The sequence below is a fragment of the Oculatella sp. FACHB-28 genome (genome assembly GCF_014696015.1).
Taxonomy (GTDB): Bacteria; Cyanobacteriota; Cyanobacteriia; order Elainellales; family Elainellaceae; genus JAAUTN01.
Genome location: NZ_JACJPJ010000072.1, coordinates 105,043 through 132,012, shown reverse-complemented (window position 1 = coordinate 132,012; position 26,970 = coordinate 105,043). Strand labels below are relative to the sequence as shown.

The 26,970-nt window shown below is 48.7% G+C and carries 20 protein-coding genes and 2 pseudogenes; 9 read left to right on the top strand and 13 right to left on the bottom strand.

What is annotated here, in order from left to right; genetic code table 11:
* Positions 1–11: 11 nt before the first annotated feature.
* Together H6F88_RS16525 and H6F88_RS16520 are read left to right on the top strand one after the other, a co-directional pair.
* Positions 12–2,762 (top strand): MFS transporter, encoded by a 2,751-nt coding sequence (locus tag H6F88_RS16525; RefSeq protein ID WP_190643845.1) that lies wholly within the window; start codon positions 12–14, stop codon positions 2,760–2,762.
* Between the two features lie 110 nt (positions 2,763–2,872).
* A complete protein-coding gene (locus H6F88_RS16520) occupies positions 2,873–3,394 on the top strand; it encodes a vitamin K epoxide reductase family protein (RefSeq protein WP_190643844.1) in 522 nt (173 codons plus the stop codon).
* A 205-nt stretch (positions 3,395–3,599) separates the two neighbouring features.
* On the opposite strand, the gene H6F88_RS16515 is transcribed toward H6F88_RS16520, so the two are convergent.
* From H6F88_RS16515 to H6F88_RS16470, 10 genes are all read right to left on the bottom strand, one after another.
* Positions 3,600–4,085, bottom strand: coding sequence for a hypothetical protein (locus H6F88_RS16515; protein WP_190643843.1), 486 nt, complete (start codon positions 4,083–4,085; stop codon positions 3,600–3,602).
* Between the two features lie 30 nt (positions 4,086–4,115).
* Positions 4,116–4,586, bottom strand: a complete 471-nt coding sequence (locus H6F88_RS16510; RefSeq protein ID WP_199333644.1) for a hypothetical protein — start codon at positions 4,584–4,586, stop codon at positions 4,116–4,118.
* 23 nt (positions 4,587–4,609) lie between these two features.
* A complete protein-coding gene (locus H6F88_RS16505; protein WP_190643842.1) occupies positions 4,610–5,077 on the bottom strand; it encodes a hypothetical protein in 468 nt (155 codons plus the stop codon).
* A 539-nt stretch (positions 5,078–5,616) separates the two neighbouring features.
* Positions 5,617–7,245, bottom strand: coding sequence for a peptide chain release factor 3 (gene prfC, locus H6F88_RS16500; RefSeq protein WP_190643841.1), 1,629 nt, complete (start codon positions 7,243–7,245; stop codon positions 5,617–5,619).
* A 233-nt stretch (positions 7,246–7,478) separates the two neighbouring features.
* On the bottom strand, positions 7,479–8,837 hold the full coding sequence (gene rppB / locus H6F88_RS16495) for a two-component system sensor histidine kinase RppB (protein ID WP_190643840.1): 1,359 nt from the start codon (positions 8,835–8,837) through the stop codon (positions 7,479–7,481).
* On the bottom strand, positions 8,827–9,534 hold the full coding sequence (rppA, locus tag H6F88_RS16490; protein ID WP_190643839.1) for a two-component system response regulator RppA: 708 nt from the start codon (positions 9,532–9,534) through the stop codon (positions 8,827–8,829). The genes rppB and rppA overlap by 11 nt, the downstream gene beginning before the upstream one ends.
* Complete coding sequence (locus H6F88_RS16485) at positions 9,515–12,688, bottom strand: efflux RND transporter permease subunit (protein WP_190643838.1); 3,174 nt, start codon at positions 12,686–12,688, stop codon at positions 9,515–9,517. Before H6F88_RS16485 ends, rppA begins: the two co-directional genes overlap by 20 nt.
* A gap of 6 nt (positions 12,689–12,694) precedes the next feature.
* Positions 12,695–13,318 (bottom strand): class I SAM-dependent methyltransferase, encoded by a 624-nt coding sequence (locus tag H6F88_RS16480; RefSeq protein WP_190643837.1) that lies wholly within the window; start codon positions 13,316–13,318, stop codon positions 12,695–12,697.
* Positions 13,319–13,361: 43 nt separating this feature from the next.
* Positions 13,362–13,862, bottom strand: a complete 501-nt coding sequence (locus tag H6F88_RS16475) for a hypothetical protein (protein ID WP_190643836.1) — start codon at positions 13,860–13,862, stop codon at positions 13,362–13,364.
* Between the two features lie 45 nt (positions 13,863–13,907).
* Positions 13,908–15,509, bottom strand: coding sequence for an efflux RND transporter periplasmic adaptor subunit (locus H6F88_RS16470; protein ID WP_242050578.1), 1,602 nt, complete (start codon positions 15,507–15,509; stop codon positions 13,908–13,910).
* 482 nt (positions 15,510–15,991) lie between these two features.
* Between H6F88_RS16470 and H6F88_RS16465 the strand changes: the two genes are divergently transcribed.
* From H6F88_RS16465 to crtO, 3 genes are all read left to right on the top strand, one after another.
* A complete protein-coding gene (locus H6F88_RS16465; protein ID WP_190643874.1) occupies positions 15,992–16,486 on the top strand; it encodes an adenylyltransferase/cytidyltransferase family protein in 495 nt (164 codons plus the stop codon).
* A gap of 33 nt (positions 16,487–16,519) precedes the next feature.
* Complete coding sequence (locus H6F88_RS16460; RefSeq protein WP_190643834.1) at positions 16,520–17,248, top strand: GUN4 domain-containing protein; 729 nt, start codon at positions 16,520–16,522, stop codon at positions 17,246–17,248.
* Positions 17,249–17,494: 246 nt separating this feature from the next.
* The gene (crtO, locus tag H6F88_RS16455) at positions 17,495–19,189 is read left to right on the top strand and encodes a beta-carotene ketolase CrtO (protein WP_190643833.1); all 1,695 of its coding nucleotides are present in this window, start codon (positions 17,495–17,497) and stop codon (positions 19,187–19,189) included.
* Between the two features lie 584 nt (positions 19,190–19,773).
* Here crtO and H6F88_RS16450 read toward each other — a convergent pair.
* Positions 19,774–22,125: a serine/threonine-protein kinase gene (locus H6F88_RS16450; RefSeq protein WP_190643832.1), complete on the bottom strand. Its 2,352-nt coding sequence runs from the start codon at positions 22,123–22,125 to the stop codon at positions 19,774–19,776.
* Between the two features lie 213 nt (positions 22,126–22,338).
* The gene (locus H6F88_RS16445; RefSeq protein ID WP_190643831.1) at positions 22,339–22,587 is read right to left on the bottom strand and encodes a hypothetical protein; all 249 of its coding nucleotides are present in this window, start codon (positions 22,585–22,587) and stop codon (positions 22,339–22,341) included.
* A gap of 394 nt (positions 22,588–22,981) precedes the next feature.
* Here H6F88_RS16445 and H6F88_RS16440 point away from each other — a divergent pair, with 394 nt between their 5' ends.
* The 4 genes and pseudogenes from H6F88_RS16440 to H6F88_RS34520 all read left to right on the top strand — a co-directional run.
* Positions 22,982–24,193 (top strand): FAD-dependent monooxygenase, encoded by a 1,212-nt coding sequence (locus tag H6F88_RS16440; protein WP_190643830.1) that lies wholly within the window; start codon positions 22,982–22,984, stop codon positions 24,191–24,193.
* 38 nt (positions 24,194–24,231) lie between these two features.
* Positions 24,232–24,327, top strand: a pseudogene (locus tag H6F88_RS34525) (Uma2 family endonuclease); the annotation flags it as partial.
* A gap of 114 nt (positions 24,328–24,441) precedes the next feature.
* Complete coding sequence (locus H6F88_RS16430) at positions 24,442–25,728, top strand: IS5 family transposase (protein ID WP_190643829.1); 1,287 nt, start codon at positions 24,442–24,444, stop codon at positions 25,726–25,728.
* Positions 25,729–25,735: 7 nt separating this feature from the next.
* Positions 25,736–25,954 (top strand): annotated as a pseudogene (locus tag H6F88_RS34520) (Uma2 family endonuclease); the annotation flags it as partial.
* An 11-nt stretch (positions 25,955–25,965) separates the two neighbouring features.
* Here H6F88_RS34520 and H6F88_RS16425 read toward each other — a convergent pair.
* Positions 25,966–26,964, bottom strand: coding sequence for a zinc-dependent alcohol dehydrogenase family protein (locus H6F88_RS16425; protein WP_190643828.1), 999 nt, complete (start codon positions 26,962–26,964; stop codon positions 25,966–25,968).
* Positions 26,965–26,970: the final 6 nt, after the last annotated feature.

The window sequence follows — 26,970 nt, the reverse complement described above, 5'->3', positions numbered from 1 at the left end:
TGTTTCAACTTATGTTTCAACAATCTGAAATCACTCATTTAATCGTTAACCTGTCTTTAGCACAGGTGGTTACTCCAGATGAGTACTCGGCGCTCACATTTCTTTCAGGACCACAGTTTTTCATTGCCCTGATTGCAGGCGTGGTCATGGCGTTTGCCTTTCAATTTTTGCTCAGCAACCTCTCTATTGCGGCTGGGATCTCTGCTGGCATCAATCCAGCGGATACAGACGACGATCAGAAAAGTTGGGGAAAGAAGATTCGCAAAGTTGAGGCAAAGGTTGGCAGCGCCACAGTTTTTATTGTCAATACAGCTCTGTTTGCTGCCTGCTTTTTAGCGGTGAAGCTGACGCTCATTCATCAAGCAGGGTTAGGGGCGATCGTTGCAGTGGTGATCTGGTCGGTCTACTTTTTACTGCTGCTGTGGTTGAGTTCGCAGGCGATCGCCTCCCTCTTAGGAACTGTGGGAAACACTGCCAGTGCGGGTGTACAGGGTGTAATGGCAACTGTGGCGACTGCCTTGAGTGGTCAGGCGGCGAGTAGTCAGATCACGAATACAGTACAAGCCTCGGTCGATGCCGTTAGCAAGGAGTTGCGATCGACCCTGTCTTCCAATCAGCTACGCGAAAACTTGGAGAACTATATCTCGACATTACAGCTACCTCAGACCAATCTGAAGAACCCACCCAATCAGGCATTGAGTTTATTAGGTGGCTCAGGTTTGTTATCTGGTGCGAGTTCAGAATTGGTTGATTTAATCCAATCGGCAAGCTCAGAAGACTTGGCATCAGGTAAGTTGCGCGATCGCCTGACACAGATTCTAGGACTCAAACCTGCCGAAAACGGCAATGGACACCAGAGTGATGAATCAACCTCTGAGCAACAGTCTCATGGAAATGAGCAACCTGAAACTCAACAAGGTGCTCAGCAAGGTGTAGGCTTACGGGAACGCACTTTAGAACTGGGAATGAGTGCGTTGGTAACAATGCTGACGGGACGAGGTGGTGTTTCGGGTCTGAGTTCTGAAGCCTTGAAGAAGTCGCTGAGTTCTCTCAGTCAGCAGGTGGGCAATCAAGCTCAGCAGGTAGCTGCTCGAGTGACTCAATCGACCCCTTCCTTGGTGATCCGGTCAGATGTGGAACACTACTTGCTTCATTCTCCAACCTGGTATCTCCAGCCGGACAGCCTCGATCGCGGTTTCCGAGAAGTGTTGTTTGATCCAGAGGCAGATGCAGAACTGGTGCATCAACAGCTTGCTCAACTCAACCGCCCTTACTTTGTGGAAGTGTTGAATCGTCGAGAAGAGCTAATTCCTGAGCAAATCAATAGCATTGCTGATGGGCTAGAACTAATTCGCCGAGAAGTTTTGGATCAGGTTCAGGTAGTAGAAGAACAGGAGCGATCGCAAGCATTGCGCCATCAGGTTGAAACCTATCTTAGTTCTGCACCTAAAGAAGCGCTGAACTCAGATCAGATTCAGCAGGACTTTACAGCACTGTTGGCAGATCCAGATGCAACTTATGAAATGCTTGGCAATCGGCTGCTTCAGTTTGACCGAGATACACTAACACAACTGTTGTTAGCAAATCGGCAAGATCTGGATCCAGACGAAACTGAACAGATTCTAAATAACCTGGAAGGGGCGCGCGATCGCTTCTTAAATCAATCTCAAGAAACCTGGAATCAGCTGCAAGTGCAAGCCAGTGAGTTTCGCCAACAGGTTGAGTCTTATCTGCGAGAAACTAATTCAGCAGAGTTATCTCCTGAGTCCATTCAGCAAACATTCCAGATGTTACTGGAATCTCCTGGTGGTGGTTTGCTAGCCCTGCGAACCGGACTGAGACAGCTTGATCGCAGTTCGTTAGAGCAGATCCTTTCTCAGCGACAAGACCTGAATCCACAACAGGTCAACCAACTGGTCGATCAGGTTGAAACCATTCGAGATGGCATTCTCCACGCTCCACAAGCGCTAACTGAGCAAGCAAGAAAACAGGTTGATCACATTACTCATCAACTTGCGGATTACTTGCGCGGCGTTTCGCAAAATACAGGTCTAGGAGAACTCGACCCAGAACAGCTACAGCAGCAGCTACAGCAGCTTTTGGACGATCCGCAGGCAGGAATCTCAGCCTTAAGAACCTGGCTTTCTCACTTTGACCGAGAGACATTGGTGAGACTGCTCAGCCAGCAGCAAGGAGTGAGTGAAGAGCAAATTGATAGAAGGATTGATCAAGTCCTGAATGGAGTGCGAGGGCTCGCCCGTTCTCCACGTGAACTCGTCAATCGTGCTCGCGATCGCGTTCAGGATGTATCTCGTGATGTTTCTGACAGTACTCGAAATTATCTCAACTCACTAGAGCAGCCAGAGCTCAACTATGAGGGAATCCAGCGCGATATTCGCAAATTGTTTGACGACCCCGAAGCAGGACTAGAAGCACTGCGCGATCGCCTCAGCCAGTTTGATCGCGACACACTGGTTGCTCTGCTCAGTTCCCGACGAGATATCTCTGAGGAAAAGGCTAACAAAATTGTTGACCAGATTGAGGCGGCACGAGATAGCGCACTGAGCCGGGCTGAACAAGTGCAAACAAAAGTTCAAGAGCGAATCAGTGCTCTCAAACATCAGGCAAAAGAACAGGCAGAAGAAGTCCAAAAAACAACGGCTGCCGCCGCCTGGTGGGTGTTTGGTACTGCCATTACCTCTGTCGCAACAGCGGCGATCGCAGGCGTCATTGCCTCCAGCGGATTTCACCTGATCGATTAATTCACCATTTGGCTACGTGGGATGCGTCACGCGATCGCTAACGCATCCCCCATTTCTCCAAACCCAAGCAAACTTATCATTAACAAACCATTAACAAGGCAAAGTAAATCATGGAACCACAACAGCTTAGTAAAGAACTGCGTGAAGGAACCAGCCCCGACCTGGAGCGCCGTCGCTGGATCGTTGGACTCTCAATGATGGGAGGCACAATGGCCCAAATCGTCACCCTCTATCAGAGTGGCGTACTGAAAGAACTCCCCGATCTGCCCATTCCATTTGTGGATTCCGATCGCGTTGATGCTTCCAACTACGCCTACAGTCGGCTAAACACTCCCGACGGTCCACTCATGATGATTAACTACGGCATCACAGCTTGGTTAGCTACAACTGGTGGCGAAAACCGTGCCAAAGAAAACCCACTGGTGCCGATCGCCATGGGTGCCAAAATCCTGGTTGATGCGATCGCATCGGCTGAGTTAGCGCGTGAAGAATGGAGTGAAAACAAAGCCTTCTGTGAGTATTGCCAGATTGCAACCCTCTGCTCATTTGCTTCTCTAGCACTAGCCATGCCTGAAATAACAACCGCTGTTCAGACATTGATGGGGCAACCTGAAATAGAGCCATCTAAATAGCTTGCTACTAAAGTCCGGTTACATCATATCTTGTGCATTGCTAAAGGCATTGCTGAATGCGGATATGATTCACAAATCTCAATCCCCTCGGTAGGGGCATGGCAATGCCATGCCCCTACCGAGGGGAACTGCTATCCAACCTTAGCAGCTTCAGACTGACCATAAAGTTCAACGTAGAAGTTCTGAGACTGGGCGATCGCCCACCTTATCCCTGAACCGCTATTGGTTGAATTGGCTGACCTAAAATCTGCTCAATCATTTTGGGCTGCATCGTTTGCAGATATTGAGGTTCAAACCCTGGCGGCAAAAACTCAAACAGGATGCGATTCTCTACCCAAAACTCGACTAGCCGGAAAGGCCCATCTCCTTGCTCACGAGTCAAAACGCGCCATCCTTCCCGTTGCCCAATCTGCTCAATCTGCTGCTGGGTTGTAGGAACTGAGATCGCAGCATGGATAGCGACCAAATCGGTAGACACAGCGGGGAGCAGGTGAGCCGACTGAGTATCAGCACCAGGAACCCATACCGTTCCTTTGGGGAACACCACAATTCCTGTACCGTAGTGATCGCAGGGCATCACGTGATAACTGTTGGGATAAAAGAATTGATAGGCTTTGCCATTCCAGATTTCTGCAAGAACACTAGCAACCCGTAATGGATTGTGAGCATCAATCGAAATATGGTGAATCATGAAAGTTACTCCGTTAAATTAAACAATCAACTAAACAGTGGGTGAGAATGCCTGCATCAGCATCATGAGTGTGAGAAAGGCAGAACCCATGATGCTAAAGGTGCGGGGCCAGTTATAGCGGATTAATTCTTGGATCACTTCCTCCTGTTTGCCACCTTTTTCCAGGCGATCGTGACGCGGTATTTCTAATGCCACTGTTACAACGAGGGATAGCAGCCCGCAAGCGACATTAGCTAAAGCAATTTCTAGTGATGTAGACTCAGGACGATAGAAAACTAGGGCGATCGGCAACAGAAAGTTAGCGAATCCTGGAAGAATCACCGGAAGCGGTATTTGACGTGAGTAAAACGTATGGTAGGTGATATATTCTTCTGCACCGACTTTAGCAAAGAGAGGATAAACTACAATTTGCCCAAACCAAGTTATACCAAGGTTGTAGAAGCCGAGCAGGGTACAAAGCAATAACAATCCGTGAGCAAAGTCCATAAATGTGATGCCCATTCTCAACGAATTTTTGAGATTTCCTATTTAGCAGCGAGGATAGCCTGCAAGTTTTCTGGACGGGTTGCAGTCAGGTATTGCTCACTCATGGTTGGCGGCAGTAGCTCCAACAAAACTTCGTTTTCCAACCAAAATTCAATGAGTTCAAAATCGTCAGATCGTTTGCAGCGAACAGCGCGCCAGCCTTCTCGCTCGGCGATCGCATAAATTTGCGCCTCACTGATTGGCACCATAAGGTTTGCATGGGTTGCAGTGTGAACTGGCACCTCGGAGGACAGATCAGCGAACTGTACACCTTTACCAACTGAATTCGGCTGGAGAACAGTCTTTTTGGGTAAAAACTCAATCAAACTACCAAAGGAATCCATCGCAAAGGTAATGTAATAGCCAGGGTGATTGGGGAATGGAACCGCTTGCCCCTGCCATAATTCTGCAACGACTTCAGCAACGTGAGAGGGATTGTTAACTGCAAGTGAGATGTGATTAATCATGTTGGAAATTCCTCAAAGATATGATTCTGAACGTATTCAAGCTGACGAACAATTTCTCCTAAATGATAGGAATATCTGCACTCTGTTAATGAGTGGTTCAACTATCATCGCTAGTAAGTGATAATCGATTGATACAAAGAACTCAGTTGTCTTTACCTATCACTAGAATAAATAGTGATTCCAAGATCGCCAGCAAGAAAAAGTCAGAAAAAGTCTGAGACTAACACCAATTCTTTTTAAGGTCACACAGATTGAAGCATGTCCCACTTACGCAAGATACGCTTCAATCTGTGCAGTTTCCTATAGAAACGATATAAGTTAGAAAAGATTTAGAGCCGGCGATCGCCCTTACATCAAGCTGCTTCAGCCTTTTCTTTCAAAGGTCTTAACTACAATTGCAGCGATGTGTCGAGCATTGTCTGCTATATCCATTTGGTTAAACACACTAACCATTCTTCAAGAGTCTAGTTGTAATAATAAATTATGAGAGGCGCACCCTGAAGGGTGCGCCTCTCATAATTTTGTTTAGATTGCCACATCTACAAGGATTCTGGTTCTTGCCCAGCTACGACGGGGGCGATCGCATTCAACTTTAACTCTGGATGTTCGCCCTCAACCTGCTGACAGTTCCACTCATTGCGGAACAGCAGCACCGGACGACCCCAACTGTCTTTTACCGTCACCGTGTTGAAGAGGCGACCGACTTTTTGCAGTGCTTCCCAACCGCCATCTACCCAACGGGCAACGCTGTATGGCAACAGTTCTATCGTGGTTTCTACACCATACTCATTCTGTAGGCGAAATTGGACGACTTCAAATTGCAGTTGCCCTACCGCTGCTAATATTGGGTCACGTTTGGCTTCGTCCGCCGAGTACATGATTTGCACTGCGCCTTCTTCGCGTAGCTCCGTTACACCCTTGCGAAACTGCTTGAACTTGGAAGGGTTAGGATTTCTCAAATAAGCAAACAGCTCTGGCGAAAAGCAGGGAATGCCTTCATATTCCAGCTTTTGACCGTTGTAGATCGTGTCACCGATCGCAAATACGCCAGGGTTGTTCAAACCAATCACATCACCAGGGAAGGCTTCGGTCATCGACTCGCGCCCCTGCCCAAACAGCTTTTGCGGGTGCGAAAGTCGCACGGTCTTACCAGAACGGGCATGGCTCACCACCATGTCTTTCTCAAATTTGCCAGAGCAGACGCGGATAAAGGCAACGCGATCGCGATGCTTTGGGTCCATGTTCGCCTGTAGCTTAAACACGAATCCAGAAAACTCTGGATGGGTTGGGTCGATGTCTCCCTGGGTGCTGCGCCGCGCCCCAGGCTTAAGCGCATAGTCCAGAAACGCATCCAAAAACGGCTCTACGCCAAAGTTGGTCATGGCGCTGCCAAAGAAAACTGGGGTCATTTTTCCCTGATGCACCAGATCCAGGTCAAGCTCAGTGCCAACGCCTTCCAGCAGTTCTAGGTCTTCCTTGAGCTGGTAGTACAAATCCTGGTCGAGCAGGTCTTCGATGCGCGGGTCGCCGAGTTCCACAACCGTATCGAGGGCTTCGCGACTACCATGAGCGCTGCGCTCAAACAGGTGAATTTGCCGTTTGCGGCGATCGAATACGCCTTTGAAGCGATCGCCCATGCCAATCGGCCAGTTCACCGGGTAGGTCTGTAAACCCAATTCCTGCTCAATTTCGTCCAAAAGCTCCAGTGGGTCGCGTCCCGGTCGGTCGAGCTTGTTAAAGAAGGTGAAAATCGGAATGCCGCGCATCCGGCAAACCTCAAACAGTTTGCGCGTCTGCGGTTCTAGACCTTTTGCCGCGTCTTCCAGCATCACCGCATTGTCTGCGGCTGCCAGCGTGCGGTAGGTGTCTTCACTAAAATCTTGGTGCCCCGGCGTGTCGAGCAGGTTAATCCAGTAATCGTCGTACTCAAACTGCAAGACCGTCGAGGTAATGGAGATGCCCCGCTGTTGCTCCATTGCCATCCAGTCCGAAGTGGCGTGACGCTGTGCCCGTCGCGCCTTGACCGCACCTGCCTCGTGAATTGCGCCTCCGTACAGCAACAGCTTTTCGGTTAGCGTCGTCTTACCCGCGTCCGGGTGCGAAATAATCGCGAAATTCCGTCGCTTTTCAACCGCTGTTTGCAATTCTGCTTGAATTTCTGTGGACATGCGAGGATTTGGTGAATAGTCTCAGTATTCTATGGTAACGGGTATTGGGGGTTGGGGGTTGCGGGAAATACCCGATTCTAGAGTCTGATTCCCGTACTGCTTCACGAAAGCTTCCTGGCTCCTAAGCTGCCCCTACGAAAACCATTCGTCAAATGTACAACGCCTAGCTAACGTTCTAGAAATTCTTAAATGAAGCTTGCTGTGGAAATCTGAATTTCCATAGTTTTAAAGCCTTAAAGAAAAACTTGAACCTGTTTGGAGTTACTCCTCGCTGGCAAGCGAATACTAAAAACACTGCCTTTGCCCATTTCACTCTGTACCTGAATTGTGCCTTGATGAGATTGCACAATTGCCTGTGCGATCGCTAAACCTAAACCTGCTCCTCCAGTTTGACGAGAGCGATCGCTATTGACGCGATAGAAGCGATCGAAGATACGCGCTTGTTCTTTCAGTGGAATACCAATTCCTGTATCTTCGACCTGAATCAGTGCATGATGATCGTCTCGCTTAAGATGAACGATGACCTTGCCGCCACTAGGAGTGTATTGAATGGCATTCGTGATGAGATTCGCAACGAGGCGATAAAGTTGCTCCTCACTGCCGAATACCGTAATCGGTGTGTTTGTCTGAACGTCTGCAATGAGTGAGATATGTGAAGCAAGCGCGAGTGCCGAGAACTCTTCCACTAAATCATTCACTAAATCATTGAGATTACAAGGCTCCTGTTTAGCAGAAAATCCTTGTAAATCCATACGCGAGAGGAGCAACAGATCATGAACAAGCCCAGATAAGCGATTGTTTTGGCGTTCAACAGTACGCAGCGTATCCCAGGCATCCGCATCGATTGCATCGGGTGTGAGAGTTGATTCTAAATTCGCCTGAATTGCCGCTAGTGGTGTTCGGAGTTCATGGGCAGCATCGGCGGTGAACTGCTGCATTTGACGGTAAGACCGATAGACGGGTTGCATCGCTTGTCCAGCAATCCACCAACTGGCAACAACAACGAGAAACATCGCACTGGGCAAGCCAATTAGCAGAATCAACCGAACCCAAACCATATGTCCATCAATGTCAGAGAGCGATCGCCCGACCTGCATATATCCCCATGCATCTTGGTTAGCCGTCTTCAGCAGCAAAGATAATTGCTTATAGCGAGTCCCGTCAGAAGCTTCTAATGTTTGCCAGGGTTCCGTTTCAACGCGCACAGGTAAGTCAGTTGTGATCTCACCGGCACTGGCTAACAACTGCCCAGATAGGGTGACAAAGCGAATGTAATATCCATGTTCTTGAAAGACCCCTAAATAGTGAACGGCTGTGGATTCATAGGCACAAGTTGTTCCAGCAATACAAAGCGATGGAATAAACTTTTGCACAATCGGTTCTAGCTTGCCCGGTTGTTGTAATGAAGCTTCTAGCCCATCATGCAGTGTGCCAGCTACCGACTCAATTCGGTGGCTTAACTCAGAGACATGGCTATGTGCCATCGCTTCGTAAAAGCCAATCGCACATAGTGTGAGAATAAATCCCATCGTTCCGGCATACAGCCCTGCTAAGCGCAGTCGAGTGGTATGAAAAACTCGGCTATGTTTCATAAGTGTTGAGCTTGTAGCCCATGCCGTAGACGGTTTCAATTAGGTGATCGTAACCATACTCGGTTAACTTTCGTCGCAGTAGACGCATTTGAGCCGCGACTACATTACTGTTAAAGTCTGCTTCTGTTTGCCAGATACGGCTAATAATCCGGTCACGCGAAAGAATTTGGTTGGGGTGCTGCATAAAGTATTCCAATAGTTGAAATTCTTTGGCAGTGAGAGGAATGTTTTGCAGTTTTCCTATGTTTGTAGAATTTGTAGAAATTGAAACCGTTGATGTGGCGTAATCAAGAAGGAGATTGCCAACCTGAAGTTGAGGAGGTTGGATCTGAAGCGATCGCCGCTGCAATGCCCTGAGCCGTGCTAATAATTCTGCTATGCCAAAAGGTTTGATCAAATAATCATCGGCTCCGGCATCCAGTCCTATTACCCGATCTTCCATACGATCTCTTGCTGTGAGCATTAGCACAGGCAAAGGATTTTGTTTTGCTCTGAGCCGTTGACAAAGTTCGATGCCTGATAGACCTGGAAGTAGCCAGTCAAAAATTGCAACAGTGTATTGATTCCAGGAATTTTCAAGGAATTGCCACGCTTCTGTGCCATCCTTCACCCAATCCACGACGTATTTTTCGCGCTTGAGCGATCGCTCCAAGGCTGCACCTAAATCGGGTTCATCTTCAACTAATAGAACGCGCATGAGGTGTCACTTCTTCTGAGGCAACGGGTTGAACAGACTGCGATGGATGCGATTTGGGCATTAGCATCTTACCGAATCGGGCATAGAGAGCGGGCAGCACAACCAGCGTCAGGGCAGTAGAGGTGAACAACCCACCTAAAACGACGATCGAGAGAGGCTGCAAAATTTCTTTTCCGGGTCCTCCTGCAATGACGAGCGGCAGTAATCCTAATGCTGAAGTAAAGGCAGTCATGAGGATTGCGTTCAATCGCTCCATTGAGCCTTTAACCAATGCTTGTCGGAAGGGCACTCCTTGAGCAAATTTGTTGTTGTAGTTATCGACTAACAACAAGCCATTGCGCGTCGCAACGCCAAACAGAGTGACGAATCCGACCAATGAAGCGACAGAAATAACCCCACCTGTTAACGCAACAGAGAAGACTCCACCCACCAGTGCCAGGGGCAGGTTAATCATGATCATGGCAGTGGAAGCGACGGATTTCACCGAAAGGTACATGATGACCGTGATGACTACGAAGGCGATCGCACTAAATACCAAAATGTTTTGCGTCGCCCGTTGTTCTGCCTCAAACTGCCCACCATAGTTTGGGAAATATCCAGCAGGAAACTGAACTTGCTCTGCCACTTTCGAGCGGATTTCATTGACCACCGATCGCACATCTCGCCCATCCGTATTAGCGGCAACCACGATCAGTCGAGACACGTTCTCTCGATTGATCGTATTTGGTCCTGTTCCTGTGCGAATTTGAGCGACCTGCGCCAAAGGGATTTTCTGCCCTGTAGGGGTGTCAATAAGTAAATTGCTGATCGTATCAAGATTGTTCCTGGCTTCTGGTTCCAGCCAAACCACCAGATCGAAGGTTTGTTGCTGCTCTAAGACCTGGGAAACGACTTTGCCGTTGAGTGCTGTTTCGATCGTATTGGAGAGTTCACCCACAGTTAGCCCATAGCGGCCCGCAGCAGCGCGATCGAACTGAATTTGAATTTGCTCGATGGGAATTTGGGGTTCCAATTGCAGATCCACCACTCCCTCAACGGTTTGCATGATCTGCTCTACCTCTTGTCCAAGGGCATGGAGTTGCTGCAAGTCGGAACCAAAGATTTTGACGGCGATCGCACTCCGAACTCCCGACAGGACTTCATCCATCCGGTGTGAAATAAAGCCACCAATATTTGGAGCAACTCCCGGCAATTTAGCAAACTCTTCCCGCAGTTTCTCAATACTGCCCTCTCGGTCTTTTAGCCCTTCCTCACTTAAATCCACATCCAGGTGAGCTGTATTCACCGCAGCCGCATCACTGTCTCCGGGGGCACGTCCCGATCGCAACTGCACATACCGAAAGCGAGGATCGTCTTTGAGAGCATCTTGAATCGCAAACCCGGCACTATTGGTTACCTGCAAGGATGAACCGGGATAGAGCATCAACGTGTTGACCAGATTTTCTTCCTGAAACTCTGGCAAAAACTCTCGTCCTAGCGAGGGTACGATGACCAATGCCGCAACGAGAGTCGCCGCCGCGACGGTCAGAATCAGGCTAGAACGACGTAGGGAGAAGTCGATCAACGGTTGATAAATCCGCTTAAAAAAACGGGCTACCCAGGGTTCTGTTTCTGGTAAACGACCGTAGGGCAGCAAAATCGCACACAAGGCAGGCGTAACGGTGAGGGCAGTCACGCTAGATGCCAACACTGCCACCATGTAGCCCAATCCCATCGGGATAAAAATGCTGCCTTCCACACCGCCTAGCGCAAACACAGGAGAGAAAACAACAATGGTAATGATCGTCGCTCCGAAAACGGAGTCCCGAACTTCCTGGCACCCTTCCAGAACAACCTCTAACACTGGACGGGGATGGGCAGAATGCTTGTTTTCTCGTAAAGCACGGTAGACGTTTTCTGCATCAACGATCGCATCATCCACAGCAGACCCGATCGCAACGGCTAGTCCACCTAGTGTCATGGTGTTAAGTCCCTGACCTAACCAATTCAACGCTAGTACACCGATCAGCAGAGACAGTGGTAGTGCCACCAGACATACCAGCAAATTCCGCCAGTTCATCAAGAAGGGAATCAGAATCAGGGCAACAATGATGCTGCCTTCAATCAGTGCGGCTCGAACATTTTCGATCGACGCATCAATGTATTTGTCCTGACTAAAAGTGATATCCGCTTTGATATCTTGGGGCAACCCTGCCTGAATCTCCTGCATTGCAGACTCAATTCCGCGAGCAACGGTGGGGGTATCGGCAAGCGGCTGTTTGTTCACCACTATAACGACAGCCGGTTTACCATTCAGACTGCTATCACCCCGTTGGAGGGCTGCCCCAATCTGCACCGTTGCCACATCTGACAATCGAATCGGTGTACCATTGCGAGCCGTGATCACAGATTGCCCCAAATCATCAATGGTTTCTAACCGTCCAATGCCCCGAATCAGGGTTTCTTTGTCTGGTGTGGTCAGGAATCCTCCAGGTGCGTTGACGTTCGCTGCTTCAACGGCTTCTGTCACGTCTTGCAACGACACATCAAATGCTTGCAGCCTTTTGGGATCAACTAACACCTGATATTGCTGTACCTCGCCGCCATACACAACGACCTGAGACACACCAGGAACTGCCAATAGCCGATTTGTAACTTGCCAATCTGCAATTCGTCGCAATTCCATTAAAGAAGTGCGGGATTCCTCTGGTGCTGTTTCATCCACCGTCTCGTCCACTGTAAAGGCAACCATCATCACGGTGCTAATCGGTGATGTGATTGGAGAAATTTGAGGCGTTTCAACGTTTTCAGGAATTTTGTCCTGCGCCTGCTGCAAGCGTTCAGTTACAAGCTGTCGTGCTTGGTAGATGTCGGTATTCCAGGTAAAGATGACTTTGACAACCGAAATTCCAGCGGCAGAGGCAGAGCGAACATCAGTCACGCCAGGAGTGCCATTAATTGCGCTTTCAATCGGCAGCGTCACCAGAGATTCCACTTCCTCTGGAGCTAATCCAGGCGCTTCGGTTTGAATTTCGACCTGGGGTGGAGCAAAGCTGGGAAACACATCCAGCGGCATCTGCATCACGGTACGAACGATCCAAATCGTTAGCACCATTGCGCCTAAGATGACTAGCCACCGACGCGCGATCGCCCACTTGATAATGGCATTGAGCATAGCAGTTTAATTTTTAATAGCGGTAGCAACCATCAATCCCCACACCCATCCAAATCGCAGTTTCTTTGCAGCCTGAATGTTGAATTGGGATGAGGTGAGAAAGTTGTGAAACTCTTGTTGCGTGTAACACTGTTTGTGGGCTGGATCAAACACCTTCAGTGCAACATCACAAAAGCGACACAGCAGAAAGTCTTTGCACCAATCTAGGATGATTAATTTGCCCCCTGGTTTGAGAACTCGGTTCATTTCTGCTAGCGCATCTAAGGGAGCGTCAAAATAGTGGAAAGAACTGGCACAAACGACAACATCAAAGGATTCGTTAGCTGAGGGAATCGCTGTTGCGCTGCCCTGATGAAAGGAAACAGAAGAATAAGATTGGAGCTTTCTTTTGGCAATGGCTAGCATTGCTGCTGAAATATCGATTCCCACAATCTGCTGATTTGGGTGATCTTGTAGCAGCAATCGCTCAAACTCCCCTGTTCCACACGCTACATCAAGAACGATCGCCTGCGGAGAAATCTGCGCCCACTGCTTTAAGAAATTGAGAGTGTTTGTAACGTAGCCACGCCAACGTTGATCATAGATTTTGGCAAGGTGATCATATTGCTGCTGAACAACTGCTTCAATCATGTCATTCGTTCCTGTTTAACTGGCGATCGCCTCTCTAGCCCAACTATTGATTGAAGTTGAAACGCCCGTTTACCTTTTCACCATTGATATCCGTCAAAACGGCAACGTTGTACTCTCCAGGTGCTGTATCAGGCAAGGTCGCAACGTAATGTTGTCCCGCAGCATCGTATTCAAACTCAACTGTTTTTTGTGTTCCATCGGGTAGTTGAACCTGTCCCGTTACAGTCGCATCTGGAATCGCTTCGTGAGTATCTCCCTTTTGTAAATAGAAATCGAGATGTACGCCACTGGATTCTTTTAGAGTGACCAGTTCCAGGTGATACGGACCTGCTTCAACCACCTGTCCACCTTGTGAAGCACTTGTATCGTGAGCGGTGTCAGCTTGAGCCGTTGTTGTAGGGCTGGAGGATTCAGCAGCAGGAGACGTTTCTGGGGAAGCAGCAGGACTCTCTGAAGTTGTCGTTTGCTCTCCGCCACTGGCACAAGCTCCTAGGACTAATCCCAGGCTAATTAGAGCGATCGCAAGAGATTTGTTGAGTTTCACGGTTTGATTCCTCTCAAATAATTGGTTGGTGAAATAGAAGGCGACTTAATGATGCTGGTGCGGCGGTGCAGGTACTTCAGCATCTCGATAGTGTGGGTCTGCCGAATGCAGCAGTGCAGACTGGTTGTCAGGTGTGGCATGATGCCCGTTGTGGGAATTTTCTAGATGTTCCAGGGCAGTGATTGTCGATGGGAGTTGTCTGCAGTTTCGCCGATTTGACCAAAAAGCTCCTGCAGCAAAGGTGCCGATCGCCAGCAATCCCCCTGCCGGCACAACAACCCACCAGGGTAATGCTCCACCTGTAGCACTGGCTTCTGTAACTTCCGTTGCTACTGCCTCCTCTGTTGCACCTCCTCCACGCAACGATTGAGCATAGAGTTGATTGGCCCGTTGAGTGACGACGCGATCGCCTTCAAACAATCCACTTTTGACTTCGACTAAATCCCCGGCTTGCCGACCCAACACGACCTCAACAGGTTGAAATGTATTGCCATTTTGGACAAAAACAAGTTGCTGTCCGTTTGCCTCAACAAGTGCTGACTGAGGAATCACAACAACGGGTTCTGGGGTGCGATCGGTTAGGACTTCCAGTTCGGCAAACATTCCCGGTTTGAGTGTTCCATCCCCATTGTCTAGCTCTGCTTTAACAGGCACGACTCGGCTCTCTCCTTCCACAACTGAGCCAATGGTAATGATGCGTCCTTCAAAGACTTGCTCCGGAAGGCTCGATATCGTCACCCGTACTCGCTGACCCTGAGAAACCTGACTCAAATCTTTTTCATAAATGTTGGCAGTTGCGAGGACGGTGCGATCGTCCACAATGGTCATCAGGGTTGCCCCTGCGTCTTCAGCCGATTGCCCTAATGTGACTTCGCGATCGGCGATCGTTCCTGCGATGGGAGCCTTGATAGTAATCGTGCCGTCTGAATTAGGAGATGCTCCTAGCTGTTGCAATCGAGTTCTGTACGTTCCTGCACTGAGTTGAGCGCGAGATTGAGCCACTTGAAGAGCAGTTTGGGTACGCTCTACTTCGGTTCGAGCCTCCAACACTTCTAAGCGACTTTCGGCTTCGGTTAAGGCTTGTCGTGCCGATGCTAAATGTGCTTCTGACTCTAAGAACTCTCGTCTGGGGATGGCTCCTTGCTCTGTCAGTTCTTGATCGCGATCGTATTGCTCCTGAGCAACTCTCAGTTCGGTTCTTGCCTGATCGATGGCAGTCTGGGCAATCTGCTGCTGGCGATCGTAGCTTTGTTGAGCCAAGCGTAAATTGGCTTGAGCCTGCTGCACATCTCCCTGTCGCTCTGCGGAATTTTCTAACGCTGTAACGCGCAATTCTGCCAGTTCACCGCTTGTAATCACTGCCAGAGGTTGTCCTGCTTCAACCGTATCTCCTGGCTCTACAAGTAGCTTGACAACTGTTCCACCCACAGGATTCGTGACCTCTACTCTGCGGCTCGGAGAGGCTTCAATTTGCCCAGTTGCTTGCACACCAAATGATAGAGATTGACGAGCGACAGGCTCTACTTTCAGCTCGATCCGTTCTGCGGTTGCATTATCGACCTCGATCGCACCTGCGGATTGAGCCGACTGATTTTGGTGGAACTCGTCACCATGACCTGTATGAGCCAATACTTCGGCTGGGGTCATTAGCAACAGCAGTCCAAGGCACGTTCCAGCGATGCGGTCTCTTGTTAATCGGTTAGAGCATTTCAAAGTAAGAGCCATCGATAGTTCCGGGGCAGGGATAATGGTGCAGGTCTAAGACTTAACAAAAGTTGAAGAGCAGTATTGCAGGCAAATATAAAATGAGGATGAAATTTCAGCGCAAAACTCCCCCTGCTAGCGGTTAGCCTGAGGTATAGCGCCTTTTATTTCTCGCTAGATTCAGATTTAGACTGAGATCAACAGAGCGATTCAAGAATAGCGAAACGTAAGACAAGCCTCATTTCTATTTCACTTTTGGGTATCGTCAACTTAACCTTTTCAGGATTGGCAAGAGATTATTGGGTTGAAACCTGCCGCATAATCTGAGCAACCCTCACTGCACAGGCATTAGTTGTGCTTATTGTTTCATCTGCTGTTTTAAGTCGACAGTACCGTTGACAACATCTGATTTACCTGCCGTGAAAATTCCTGGTGTTTATTCTTTGCCTGAACTGGTACAGGCGATCGCCCTTCACCCCGACCATTGGCGGCCGCTGGTGTTTACCAATGGCTGCTTTGACCTGATTCATCCGGGGCACGTGCGCTATTTGCGGGCAGCGAAAGAGTTGGGGCGATCGCTCGTCGTTGGCTTGAACAGCGATCAGTCAGTCAGAGCAATTAAACCCCAGACTCCAGGGCGACCTGCCCGTCCAATTGTGCCAGAAATGCAGCGGGCAGAAGTGCTGGCTGCGCTCAAACCCGTGGATGGCGTGGTAATCTTTGCTGAAACAACTGCCTGTCAATTGATTCAGACCCTTCAACCTGACATCTACGTCAAAGGTGGCGACTACAATTTAGAAACTTTGCCCGAAGTGCCTGACGTTTGGGACTATGGAGGAGACGTTAAACTGATCACGATCGAAATTTCAAGCTCCACGACTGCCATCATTCAAAGCATTTTGCAATCTGTCTGGGAGTAGAATAGTTCTGATGGATGAACCGCAGCCGCTAACATGAGTCGCTCAACTACCGATCCCACTTCCGCTCCACTACCCGGTTCAAACCTTGTGACTGATCTGCGTCGTCTCAACACTGAGTCGGAGAAAACCCAATTGCAATTGGTTCAACAACTGGCTGATTCAGGTGATTCAGGCTTAGAGACGTTGATGGAATTTTTGCTAGAGCGATCTCAGCAGCCCTCTGCGACGGTAGGCAAGGCCTATCGGCTGTTGCGAACTGCCGACACAGCAAAAGCTAAGGAATTTTGTCAGACTCACTTTCCTCAAGGCGTTGTGCCTTTGCAGTCTGCCCAGGCGATCGACTATTCCCCCCTTCAGGATTTGCTCATTCAGCAAGACTTTCAGGCAGCCGATCGCCTCACGCTGGAGAAGCTTTGTGAATTGGCAGGCGAGACGGCAATTCAAAGGAAATGGATTTACTTTACCGAAGTCGACGGTTTTCCTACGGTTGACCTAAAAACGATCAACTTGCTCTGGCTAGTCTATTCAGAAGGCAAGTTTGGGTACTCGGTGCAGCGAGAGCTTTGGCTGGGCACGGGCAAAAATTGGGAGAAGCTATGGCCGATGATTGGCTGGAAGTCAGGAAACAACTGGACACGCTATCCACAGGAGTTTACCTGGGATTTGTCTGCTCCCAAAGGTCATCTACCACTGTCAAATCAATTGCGGGGAGTACGGGTGATTGCTGCAATGCTGATGCATCCAGCTTGGACGGAAAAGTAAGGGCGAATGGGCGTTTGCCTTTACTTGGGGGGTCTTTGAATTAAGCTGTTTGTGGCGATCGCTTTCTAACAGCAAGTGCTTTAATCCAAAGACTTCTTCTGATCGTTCAACACCTAAGTTCTGTAAATTTAACCTGCTTGAAAGTTTAATCTATTGAATTGATCTATCTAAGTAGACAGATTTTGCATCTTTTAATCGTGTCTAAGATGGGTTTACGTATCATTTAATCCCGACTGGAGTTCGTTAATGCAAGCGTATGATGTCGTGATCATCGGTGCCGGACACAATGGTTTGGTCTGCGCCTCATATTTGCTGAAGGCAGGATACAGCGTGTTGCTGTTAGAAAAGCGATCGGTGCCTGGTGGAGCGGCAACGACCGAGGAAATCATGCCTGAAGAAGCTCCTGGGTTTAAGTTCAATCTTTGTGCGATCGACCACGAGTTCATTCACTTGGGTCCAGTCATCGAGGAATTAGAGCTAGGCAAGTACGGACTGGAATACCTCTTTTGCGATCCAGTTGTGTTTTGCCCTCACCCAGACGGCAAATATTTTTTGGCGCACCGTTCGGTCGAGCAGACCTGCGCTGAAATCGCGCGATATAGCGATCGCGATGCCCAAAAATACGCTGAATTCACTGCATTCTGGCAGCAACTCACCAACGCGATCACCCCGATTTTTAACGCTCCTCCCAAATCCATTCCTGACATCGCAGGCAACTACAACATCAAAAGCTTGCAGGATCTCTTCTCAGTAGTGGGTGGAATCGACCAAAGCCTGGACATGCTGCACATGATGCTGACCAGTCCAGAAGACCACTTGAACGAGTGGTTCGACTCAGAATTTCTTAAAGCGCCGCTGGCAAGACTCGCTTCAGAACTGGGTGCGCCACCTTCACAAAAAACGATCGCCATCGGCGGCATGATGATGTCGATGCGCCACAACCCCGGTATGGCAAGACCCAAAGGCGGCACAGGCGCATTGACCCAAGCATTGCTCAACCTGGTCAAGCATGAAGGTGGAGAGGTGCTAACCGATCAGCACGTTAGCCAGGTTCTAATTGACGATGGACGAGCCGTCGGGGTGCGAGTAGCAAACGGTATGGAGTATCGCGCCAAGCATGCTGTAATTTCTAACATTGATGCAAAACGGCTATTTTTGCAGTGCATGGATTCAGCCGATGTGGATTCAGCCGATCCAAAATTGCGCGAGCGTTTGGAGCGCCGCATCGTCAACAACAACGAAACGATTCTCAAAATTGACTGCGCCCTCTCAGAAGCTCCTCGATTTGAGCATCACAACCACCAGGACAGTAACCTGATTGGCTCCGTACTGATTGCCGACTCTGTGCGTCATGTGGAACTCGCCCACAGCCAACCTACCGCTGGCGACATCCCTGACTCTGATCCATCCATGTATGCGGTCGTGCCCACGATGCTCGACCCCTCAATGGCACCTGATGGCAAACATACCTTGTGGATTGAGTTCTTTGCACCCTACCAAATTGCTGGAGCTGAAGGAACCGGGTTAAACGGTACTGGTTGGACGGATGACTTAAAAAACAAAGTCGCCGATCGCGTCATCGACAAACTAGCAGATTACGCTCCCAATCTAAAAAACTCCATTATCGCCCGTCGAGTTGAAAGCCCAGCCGAATTAGGTGAACGTCTGGGAGCCTACAAAGGCAACTATTATCACATCGACATGACGCTCGATCAAATGATCTTTTTGCGTCCGCTACCCGAACTGGCAAACTACAAAACACCCATTCAGGGACTCTATCTCACGGGTGCAGGGACTCACCCAGGTGGCTCGATTTCTGGAATGCCAGGACGCAACTGTGCTCGGGTTTTCCTTAGTTCACAGCGACCGATCGCCCAGGCAGTCAACAAGGTTAAAGACTCTTTTGCGGCTGTAACTCGATCTGTTCTGGGGACTACCTAACCTATCCCTTCACCAGTTTTCACAAGGTGTTTGAGAACTGGTGAGGGAGGGGCGATCGCCAGCTATCTAGAATACTGTAAGGACAAGAGTATTAGTCAACCCTCACCGGTTTTTGCTTAGGTTGCTTGATGAGGGGCGATCTTCCTATTTGTTTCATGTTACGAATGGCGATCGCGGCTTCTACTGTTGCAGGCCTTTCCTTCAATGAAGCTTGGTTGTCATATCTATTGTTCTTTTTGTTATGTCCACTGGCCTTGACGAGTACCAGTGGAGATTGAGTTCACAGCCCCATTGTTTCAATTTTACTCAACGTTCGACAGGCACAGAATGTCCCTAAATAGACTTTAGGCACTGTTCCAACCGGGACTGAGAGCCCCTTAAAATCAATCTCGTCATTATCTCCACGCCCCTCAAGGATCACTAAATCCTTCAATGTGGTGACCCATACCAAAATTACTCGCATCAATATTACCAATTAAGGTGCACTAGAGAGCAACAGAGGTTGCAGCACTAATATCTATAAGGTGTGAATGTTCTACGTTTAGCTGAAAATTAGTTAGAAAAGGACTTGCATCCCTAGTTAATCAACGTAATTCCTCGATATTCCAAACTCTAATTACTCCATCTATACTGCCGGTAATTAGCTTTTGACCATTAGGGGTGAAGACAACAGACCTTGCCAACTTGGAGGAGCCACTGAGGGAACGTATTAGTTCTCCAGTTTGAGTTTCATAAATATTCACCGTCTCAACTGAATCTTGAGTGCCAGCAGCGGCGACTAGGCTGCCATCTGGGCTAACGGCAACGGCTGCTAGGTCTAAGGGAATGTTTTGTGTGATAACTAACTCTGCAGGACTTGTTTGAAGATTCCAAATTTTAATAGCTGAGCCAGGCTGAGCCAGATCCCTACTTCTTGTTTTATAACCCAGGACCAGTAGACCGTTTTGACTAACAGCGAGAGTTGAAAATCCGTTGCGGTCTAAAGTATTATCCTGGTTCATCGAGCTTAGGAAGTTAATCTGCTCTCCAGTACGCCAGTCCCAAACTTGTACTTCGGGTGAAATAGTGCCACCCATTACAGGTGAAGTCGCAGTAAGAAGAGTATTATCACTTGGGTTAAAGCTGACCGAGTCAGATCTGGCTTGAAGGGTTTGAAGAGTTTCCCCAGTCGCAACATTCCAAATGTAAATTTGACCAAACGAACTTCCTGCGAGAAATTCTCCGTCTGGACTAAATTTGACCGATGCTCCAAATGTATTTTCAGCAAGTGTTCGCAGCAATTCTCCAGTTTGAAAATTCCACAACTGCAGCGTACCGCGAAATCGCTCCTGCTCGTCATCACTCAGCTCAATACCGTTCAGCGTTTCTGGATTTGTGGATATATTTATACTTTGACTGGCTAGGGTTTTACCATCCGGGCTAATGGCTACCGAAAATACTGGATGATGACTTGTCAGCGTGTGCAAATTTCTACCTGTCGTTAAATCCCATACTTGTAGGTTGCTGTCGTGAAACTCTTCGGCAACCCCAGAATCAGTGGATGCTCGACTGTCATCATTACCACTAACCAGCGTTCTGCTATCAGGACTGATCGTTAATGTGACGACCTGCCCACGGGCAGCAAGGACTTGTGTTGGTTGAACTGGGTTTATGAACTTTGGACCTGGCTCATCGTCGTTTGGAGGCAACCCTATAGACCATCGTGGATCGGAAATGTGAGAACGGTCATGTGGAAGAAAAAGCAGAAACGACCGCACCATAAAGAAACCAGATACGAACATAAGTGCTATCAAAAAGATCATCACTGCTATGTTGCTAGAAGTACGCAGATTTGTTGGTCTTGGTGAAGTCTCTATGAGTGATGGTTTCTGGGGTGCTCTGGTCTGTTCTATAGGGGCAAGCTTGCCTCTCGCCTCAAAATTCGCGTTTATAAGCGCTGATTGCTCTTCAAGTCTCGGCTTAAAATCTGCAGAATTAGAAGGCTTTGAAGCGTATTTAGAGGTTGCACTAGGTTGCCGGAAATTCTCATTGGTGGGAAAGCCGGAGTCTTGCCTCTGATCCAATTGCTCCAAATCCATGAGTATCTCATTTGCCGATTGATAGCGTCGATTGGTCGGAGCCTCCAACATTTTGTTTAAAGTTCGACTGAGCAATTCAGAGATCACACGAGGTGCATAATCTAGCCAGATCCATCGACCTTCACTGCTGTCATATAGATCAAAGGGAGATATGCCAGTCAGTAGGTGAACGCAGGTAGCTCCCAGACTATAAAGGTCGCTAGCAAATACAGCTTTCCCTCTCGATTGTTCGGGTGCAGTATACTCAGCACTTCCAATGACCGTCCCGGTCATTGCCAGAGCAGTTCCCGTTGCGTATTTGGCTGCGCCCAAGTCGACTAGAAAGAGTTTTTTGTCTGTGGCTCGACGGATGATGTTAGCAGGTTTGATGTCTCGATGGATAACCTGATGCTCATGGATATACTGCACCACCGGTAGCAGATCATTTAATAGCTGACGAATTTTAGCTTCGTTAAAAATGCCGTCTTCTTCCAGTTCTTGCGTTAGATTCTGCCCATCAATAAACTCCTGGATCAAATACTGACGGTCATGCTGCTCTAAATACGTTAATAGATTTGGAATTTGGGGATGCTCCCCTAACTCCTCCAAGCGCTGAGCTTCTTGCCGAAACAGTTCGGCTGCTTTTTCCAAGTTGTTCGTGCCTTGTTGCTGAGGAAGGAATTGCTTAATGACACAGCGAGGTTTTAATGGACGAGACTCATCGATCGCTAGAAACGTTCTACCAAACCCTCCTTGTCCAATAGGTTTGAGAGCTAAGTAGCGGCTGTGCAATCGCAGAACTTCATCACACTGCTGGCAGCGTTTTGCATCCCCTAAATTTTCTGGGTGGGAGCAAGCTGGATTAAGACAGTAACTCATAATAATCGGCACCTTGAAAGCTGAGATGCGTTATTGACCAACCAAGTCAGGAATAATCAAAAACTTGTAACGCTTTCTGATCCCAATCTTCACTTTCTCCACGCTAGGTTTCGGCTTTAGTGTGAAATCTTAATGTTCTAATGTGTAACACTCTGCATGTTCTAAGGAAGGAAGCGATTGCCCCCTTCCAAACGATCGCCCCTCCTGTTTCTCTTACCCTCCCACTCTCCGATCGCGTGTCAAAATACTCATCACCTCGCCAGAGCTCGGAGCAGATAACAAGGGACTCCACATTCCCACTTCAGCAAAGCCGCGCCGATGCAGGTCGTGGATGGTTTCGGTTACGCCATCACGAGAGCCGATGATGAGAACTCGCAGGCGATCGCGCTCACTATTCTGAAGTGCCAAAACTTCTCTCTCAACAGTGGATGCATTGAGAGATTCTAAGAAACATTGAGACATGAGTTGTAACTCCTTTATGGTTTTGAGGAAACCCCAAAAACCTAGCCACCCCGCTTTTTTTGACACGACAAGTCGGGGTGGCTAAGGGAGTGTTAAAATTCACCGTTAGCCGCCAGACTGCTAGTACCAGTTTGGGGGTTAGCTGCTCAGGGCTGGTGACAACAGCCTTGGGTAGCGCTAGATTTTTGGGTCTGGTCGGGTTATCTGTGCGAAAAAAGACAACCTTAGCGTGACAGCATATCTGAGTCAGCGGTATTTAGTCAAGGTAACAGCCTACGGATTTTTTTGGACAGAGAGAAGGGGCGATCGCTCTGACACGTACTAAACGACCCTTCAGCAGTTGAATCACCTTGTAATATGGTTAAGCTAAAGCATTTAAGCTGGTACACGAGTAGTGCAAAACCATACACAAGTCATCATTATTGGGGCTGGGCCAGCCGGTGCAACCCTGGCACTACTCCTCGCTCAACAGGGCATCACCGTCAAACTCATTGAGGCCTCACGTACCTTTCGCCGCACCTTTCGCGGTGAGGGACTGATGCCTAGCGGATTGGACGCACTGGTGCAAATGGGCTTTTCATCGATCCTCAACCGCATTCCTCATCGCCCTCTGGATGCCTGGAAGGTTCTGATTAATGGTCGATTACTATTTCAGGTGAAGGAGCCGATCGAACCAGGAGGGCAGCCCTGTACGCTGGTTTCACAATCCGCTCTATTGGAGGCATTGGTAGAAGAAGCGATCGCCCTTCCTAACTTTGAATTACTCCAAGGAACTGCGGTTCAAGAACTGGTGTGGGAAGGTGAGAGGGTAAGCGGTGTAAGAGTGGGGGGCGATCGCACTCTAACTGCCGATCTGGTGATTGGGACAGATGGGCGTAACTCACTTTTGCGTCAAAAAGCCAATTTATCACTAGAGCAGCAGAGCAAGAATTTTGATATTCTCTGGTTCAAACTGGCAGATAGCCCTCAGTTTGAATTAGAGAATGTTTTTTACTCCATCGTTCAAGGACCAGACACCTTTGGACTGTTTCGCGGTTCTGAAGGCAATCTTCAGGTAGGATGGGCACTACGAGATAACACGACTGATTGGAAACAGGTTGATTGGGCTGAGGAGTTAGCATCGGCTTCACCACCGTGGCTGGCAGACCATTTCCGCACTCATGCTGACACACTAGAGCATCCTGTGTTGCTGTCAGTTGTGGTAGGACATTGCCCTCGTTGGTCAATTCCAGGACTGTTGCTGCTGGGTGATGCAGCCCATCCAATGTCCCCCATTCGCGCTCAGGGAATTAACATGGCGTTGCGAGATGTTTTAGTTGCCGCAAACCACCTCATTCCCCTGTTGAAGCAAGGAGCAGGACAGGAAGCAATCGATCAGGCGATCGCCCAGGTACAGGAGGAGCGATCGCCCGAAATCCTTCGAGTTCAGCAGCTTCAGGCGGAAGAAGCGGCTCAGGCAGACAAATTAGGCAACAGTGCCTTATTGCGATGGGGAGTCAGCCAGTTCGCGCCGCTGCTGAGATATCCCGTGCGTTGGTCGTGGCTCAGACGACAGCGCCAGTTGCGGCAAGGAACCACACCCATTCGGTTACACAGCATAGAATGAAAGCAGCTTAAAGGTGTTGCCCACTCTCCCACAACATCATGACCTACGCAAAACCTCGATTTCTCAGTTTTGAAGAGTATCTGTCCTATGACGACGAGACAGAGAATCTGTATGAGTTGTTTAACGGGGAGCTAAATAGTCGTCCCTGAAAGATTATAAAACCTTTGCTAACAGGAGGTTATAGTCCAAAAGAGATGATGTAGAATCACCAGAAACCCGTCGAAAGGTGGCAAAACTTGGCAAAACACATGAGCCAATCCGTCCCTGAACCTGCTTCTGATGCTGCATTCCAATCACTGCTGCTCAAACCACAATTGAATCCGCAACATCCACTCGTGACATTGGCGCAAGCAATCGACTGGCACTACTTTGAGCAAGAATTCCAAAGCCAAATGGCCGGAGAGATGGGACGACCTCCATTGCCCGCTCGCTTACTGGTGGGATTGCATTATCTCAAAGCAATGTACAACGAGAGTGATGAATCTGTTGTGATGAAGTGGGTGGAAAATCCCTACTGGCAGTACTTCTGCGGGGAATTGTATTTTCAGCACCAGTTGCCTTGCCATCCCACCACCTTAGTCAAGTGGCGCAAGCGGGTTGGTGCAAGCGGAATGGAAAAGCTGCTCAACCAGGTTTTGCAAACCGCTAATGGACAACAAGCGTTTCAAAAGACGGACCTCAAGCAAGTCAATGTAGACACAACCGTGCAAGAGAAGGCGATTGCCTTTCCTACGGATGCCCGATTGTACGATAAAGCTAGACGCACTCTGGTGCGACAAGCGAAGCAACATCAGGTAAAACTGCGCCAGAGTTATGTGCGCTTGGGCAAGCAGGCATTGCTAAAACAGAGCCGATACGCAGCAGCAAGGCAAGGACGCAGAGCACAAAAGCAAACTCAAAAACTTCGCACCTATTTAGGACGAGTGATTCGAGATATTGAACGTAAACTTCCAGTACCATCCGCAACCCTGAGAGTGCTCCTAGAGAGTGCCAAGCAGATTTACAAGCAACAGAAACAAGATGCTCACAAATGCTACAGCGTTCATGCTCCTGAAGTGGAGTGTATTGCCAAGGGAAAAGCAAGCAAGAAGTATGAATTTGGTTGCAAAGTTGCAGTCGTCACGACCAGTATGAGCAATTGGATTGTGGGAATCGCTGCTCATCATGCCAATCCTTATGATGGCGCAACGCTTGCACCTGCCCTGAGGCAAGTGGAGCAATTAACAGGCATCAGACCCAAACAAGCGATTGTTGACCAAGGGTTTCGAGGCACTCAATATCATCCAGCAGATGTGGAAGTGTTAGTGTGCAAGCAAGGGAAACGGGCAGGTTCGCTCAAGCGGGTTTTGAAACATCGCAATGCGATTGAACCCATTATTGGACATAGTAAGACGGACCATGGCATGGGTCGCAATTACCTCAAGGGGCGATCAGGAGATCAGATCAATGCCTTGTTAGCAGGTTGTGGATTTAATTTGAGAAAGCTGTATCGTTTTCTGATCGAAAGGGGGCGAGAAGGTTTATCTCCTTGCTAGACCACGACTTTTTCAGGGACGACTAATTAAAGTGCCGCCGGAGCCAGGACTCAATGTAGAAATTGCCAACTTCCTACTTGTGTCCCTCTTATCAGTTGTTGAACATCATAGGCTGAGAGGACATGGTTGAGAAATTGAAGTGAGAGGAGAACCCAAGAATCGTTATCCTGACCTGACTGTCATTCAGCAGGAACATGTGCAACTACTCAAGTCACGGAATACAATAATGAAGTGAATTCAAGGTAGGACAACAATTTTTCCAAGTTGTTGACCAGATTCCATATATTGATGTGCTGCAACAATTTCATTCAGTCGAAATGTTTTATCAATCCGAGGCGTGACTGCTCCACGCTTGACAGCATCACGTAACCACGCTTCTGCTCGACTCATACGTGCAGGATTGAGCATGATCTCGAATACAGAATAGAAGCCAAGCATTTTGGAAAATAGCAGCATCAGCGGCAAATCGACTCTGCTGCCAGATACGCCCCCTGCATCTAGAAAGCCGTATTCGTAAATTCTTCCGCCTACCGCAGTTGCCTGAACAATCGCTGGCAAAAGCTTTCCTCCAATGGCATCGAAAGCAATATCAACGCCGTTTCCCTTTGTCATCTCCTGTACTCGCGCAAGCAAATCCTCTTCTTCAGTTGCAATGACCTGATCAGCACCCGCCTTGAGAAGCGCTTGACGTTTGGCTGAGGTGCGAGTGGTGGCGATCGCCACACCGCCTCGATCTTTCACCACTTGAATAGCAGCCAATCCAACAGAAGAACTAGCGGCAGTAATTAGAGCTGATTGACCTGGCTGGATATCACTATACTCAATGAATGGTCCGTAAACTGTGATGTAGGAAAGCCAGAGAGCCGCTTCATCAACATCAGTAGAGGAATCAACAGATCTCACAAGCGAGGTGACTGGCACATTTGTCCGCTCTGCATAAACACCACTTTTACTCATCGGCAACGTTGCAAGTAAAGTTACGCGATCGCCAACTTGAAACGTATTGGTATTGGGTCCAAGAGCTTCCACGATACCGACCGCTTCTCCACCCAAGCGAGAAGGAAACTCCGGTGAAATGGCATAGTTATCTTCGCGGAACATGATTTCGAAGCGATTCAAACCAATCGCACTGATGGCAATGCGGGCTTCCCCTTCTCTCGGCGGCAGAATGTCTTCAGACTCTATCTTTAAGACATCTGCTGAACCAGGATTATAGAACTTTACAACCTTATTCATCAGTAG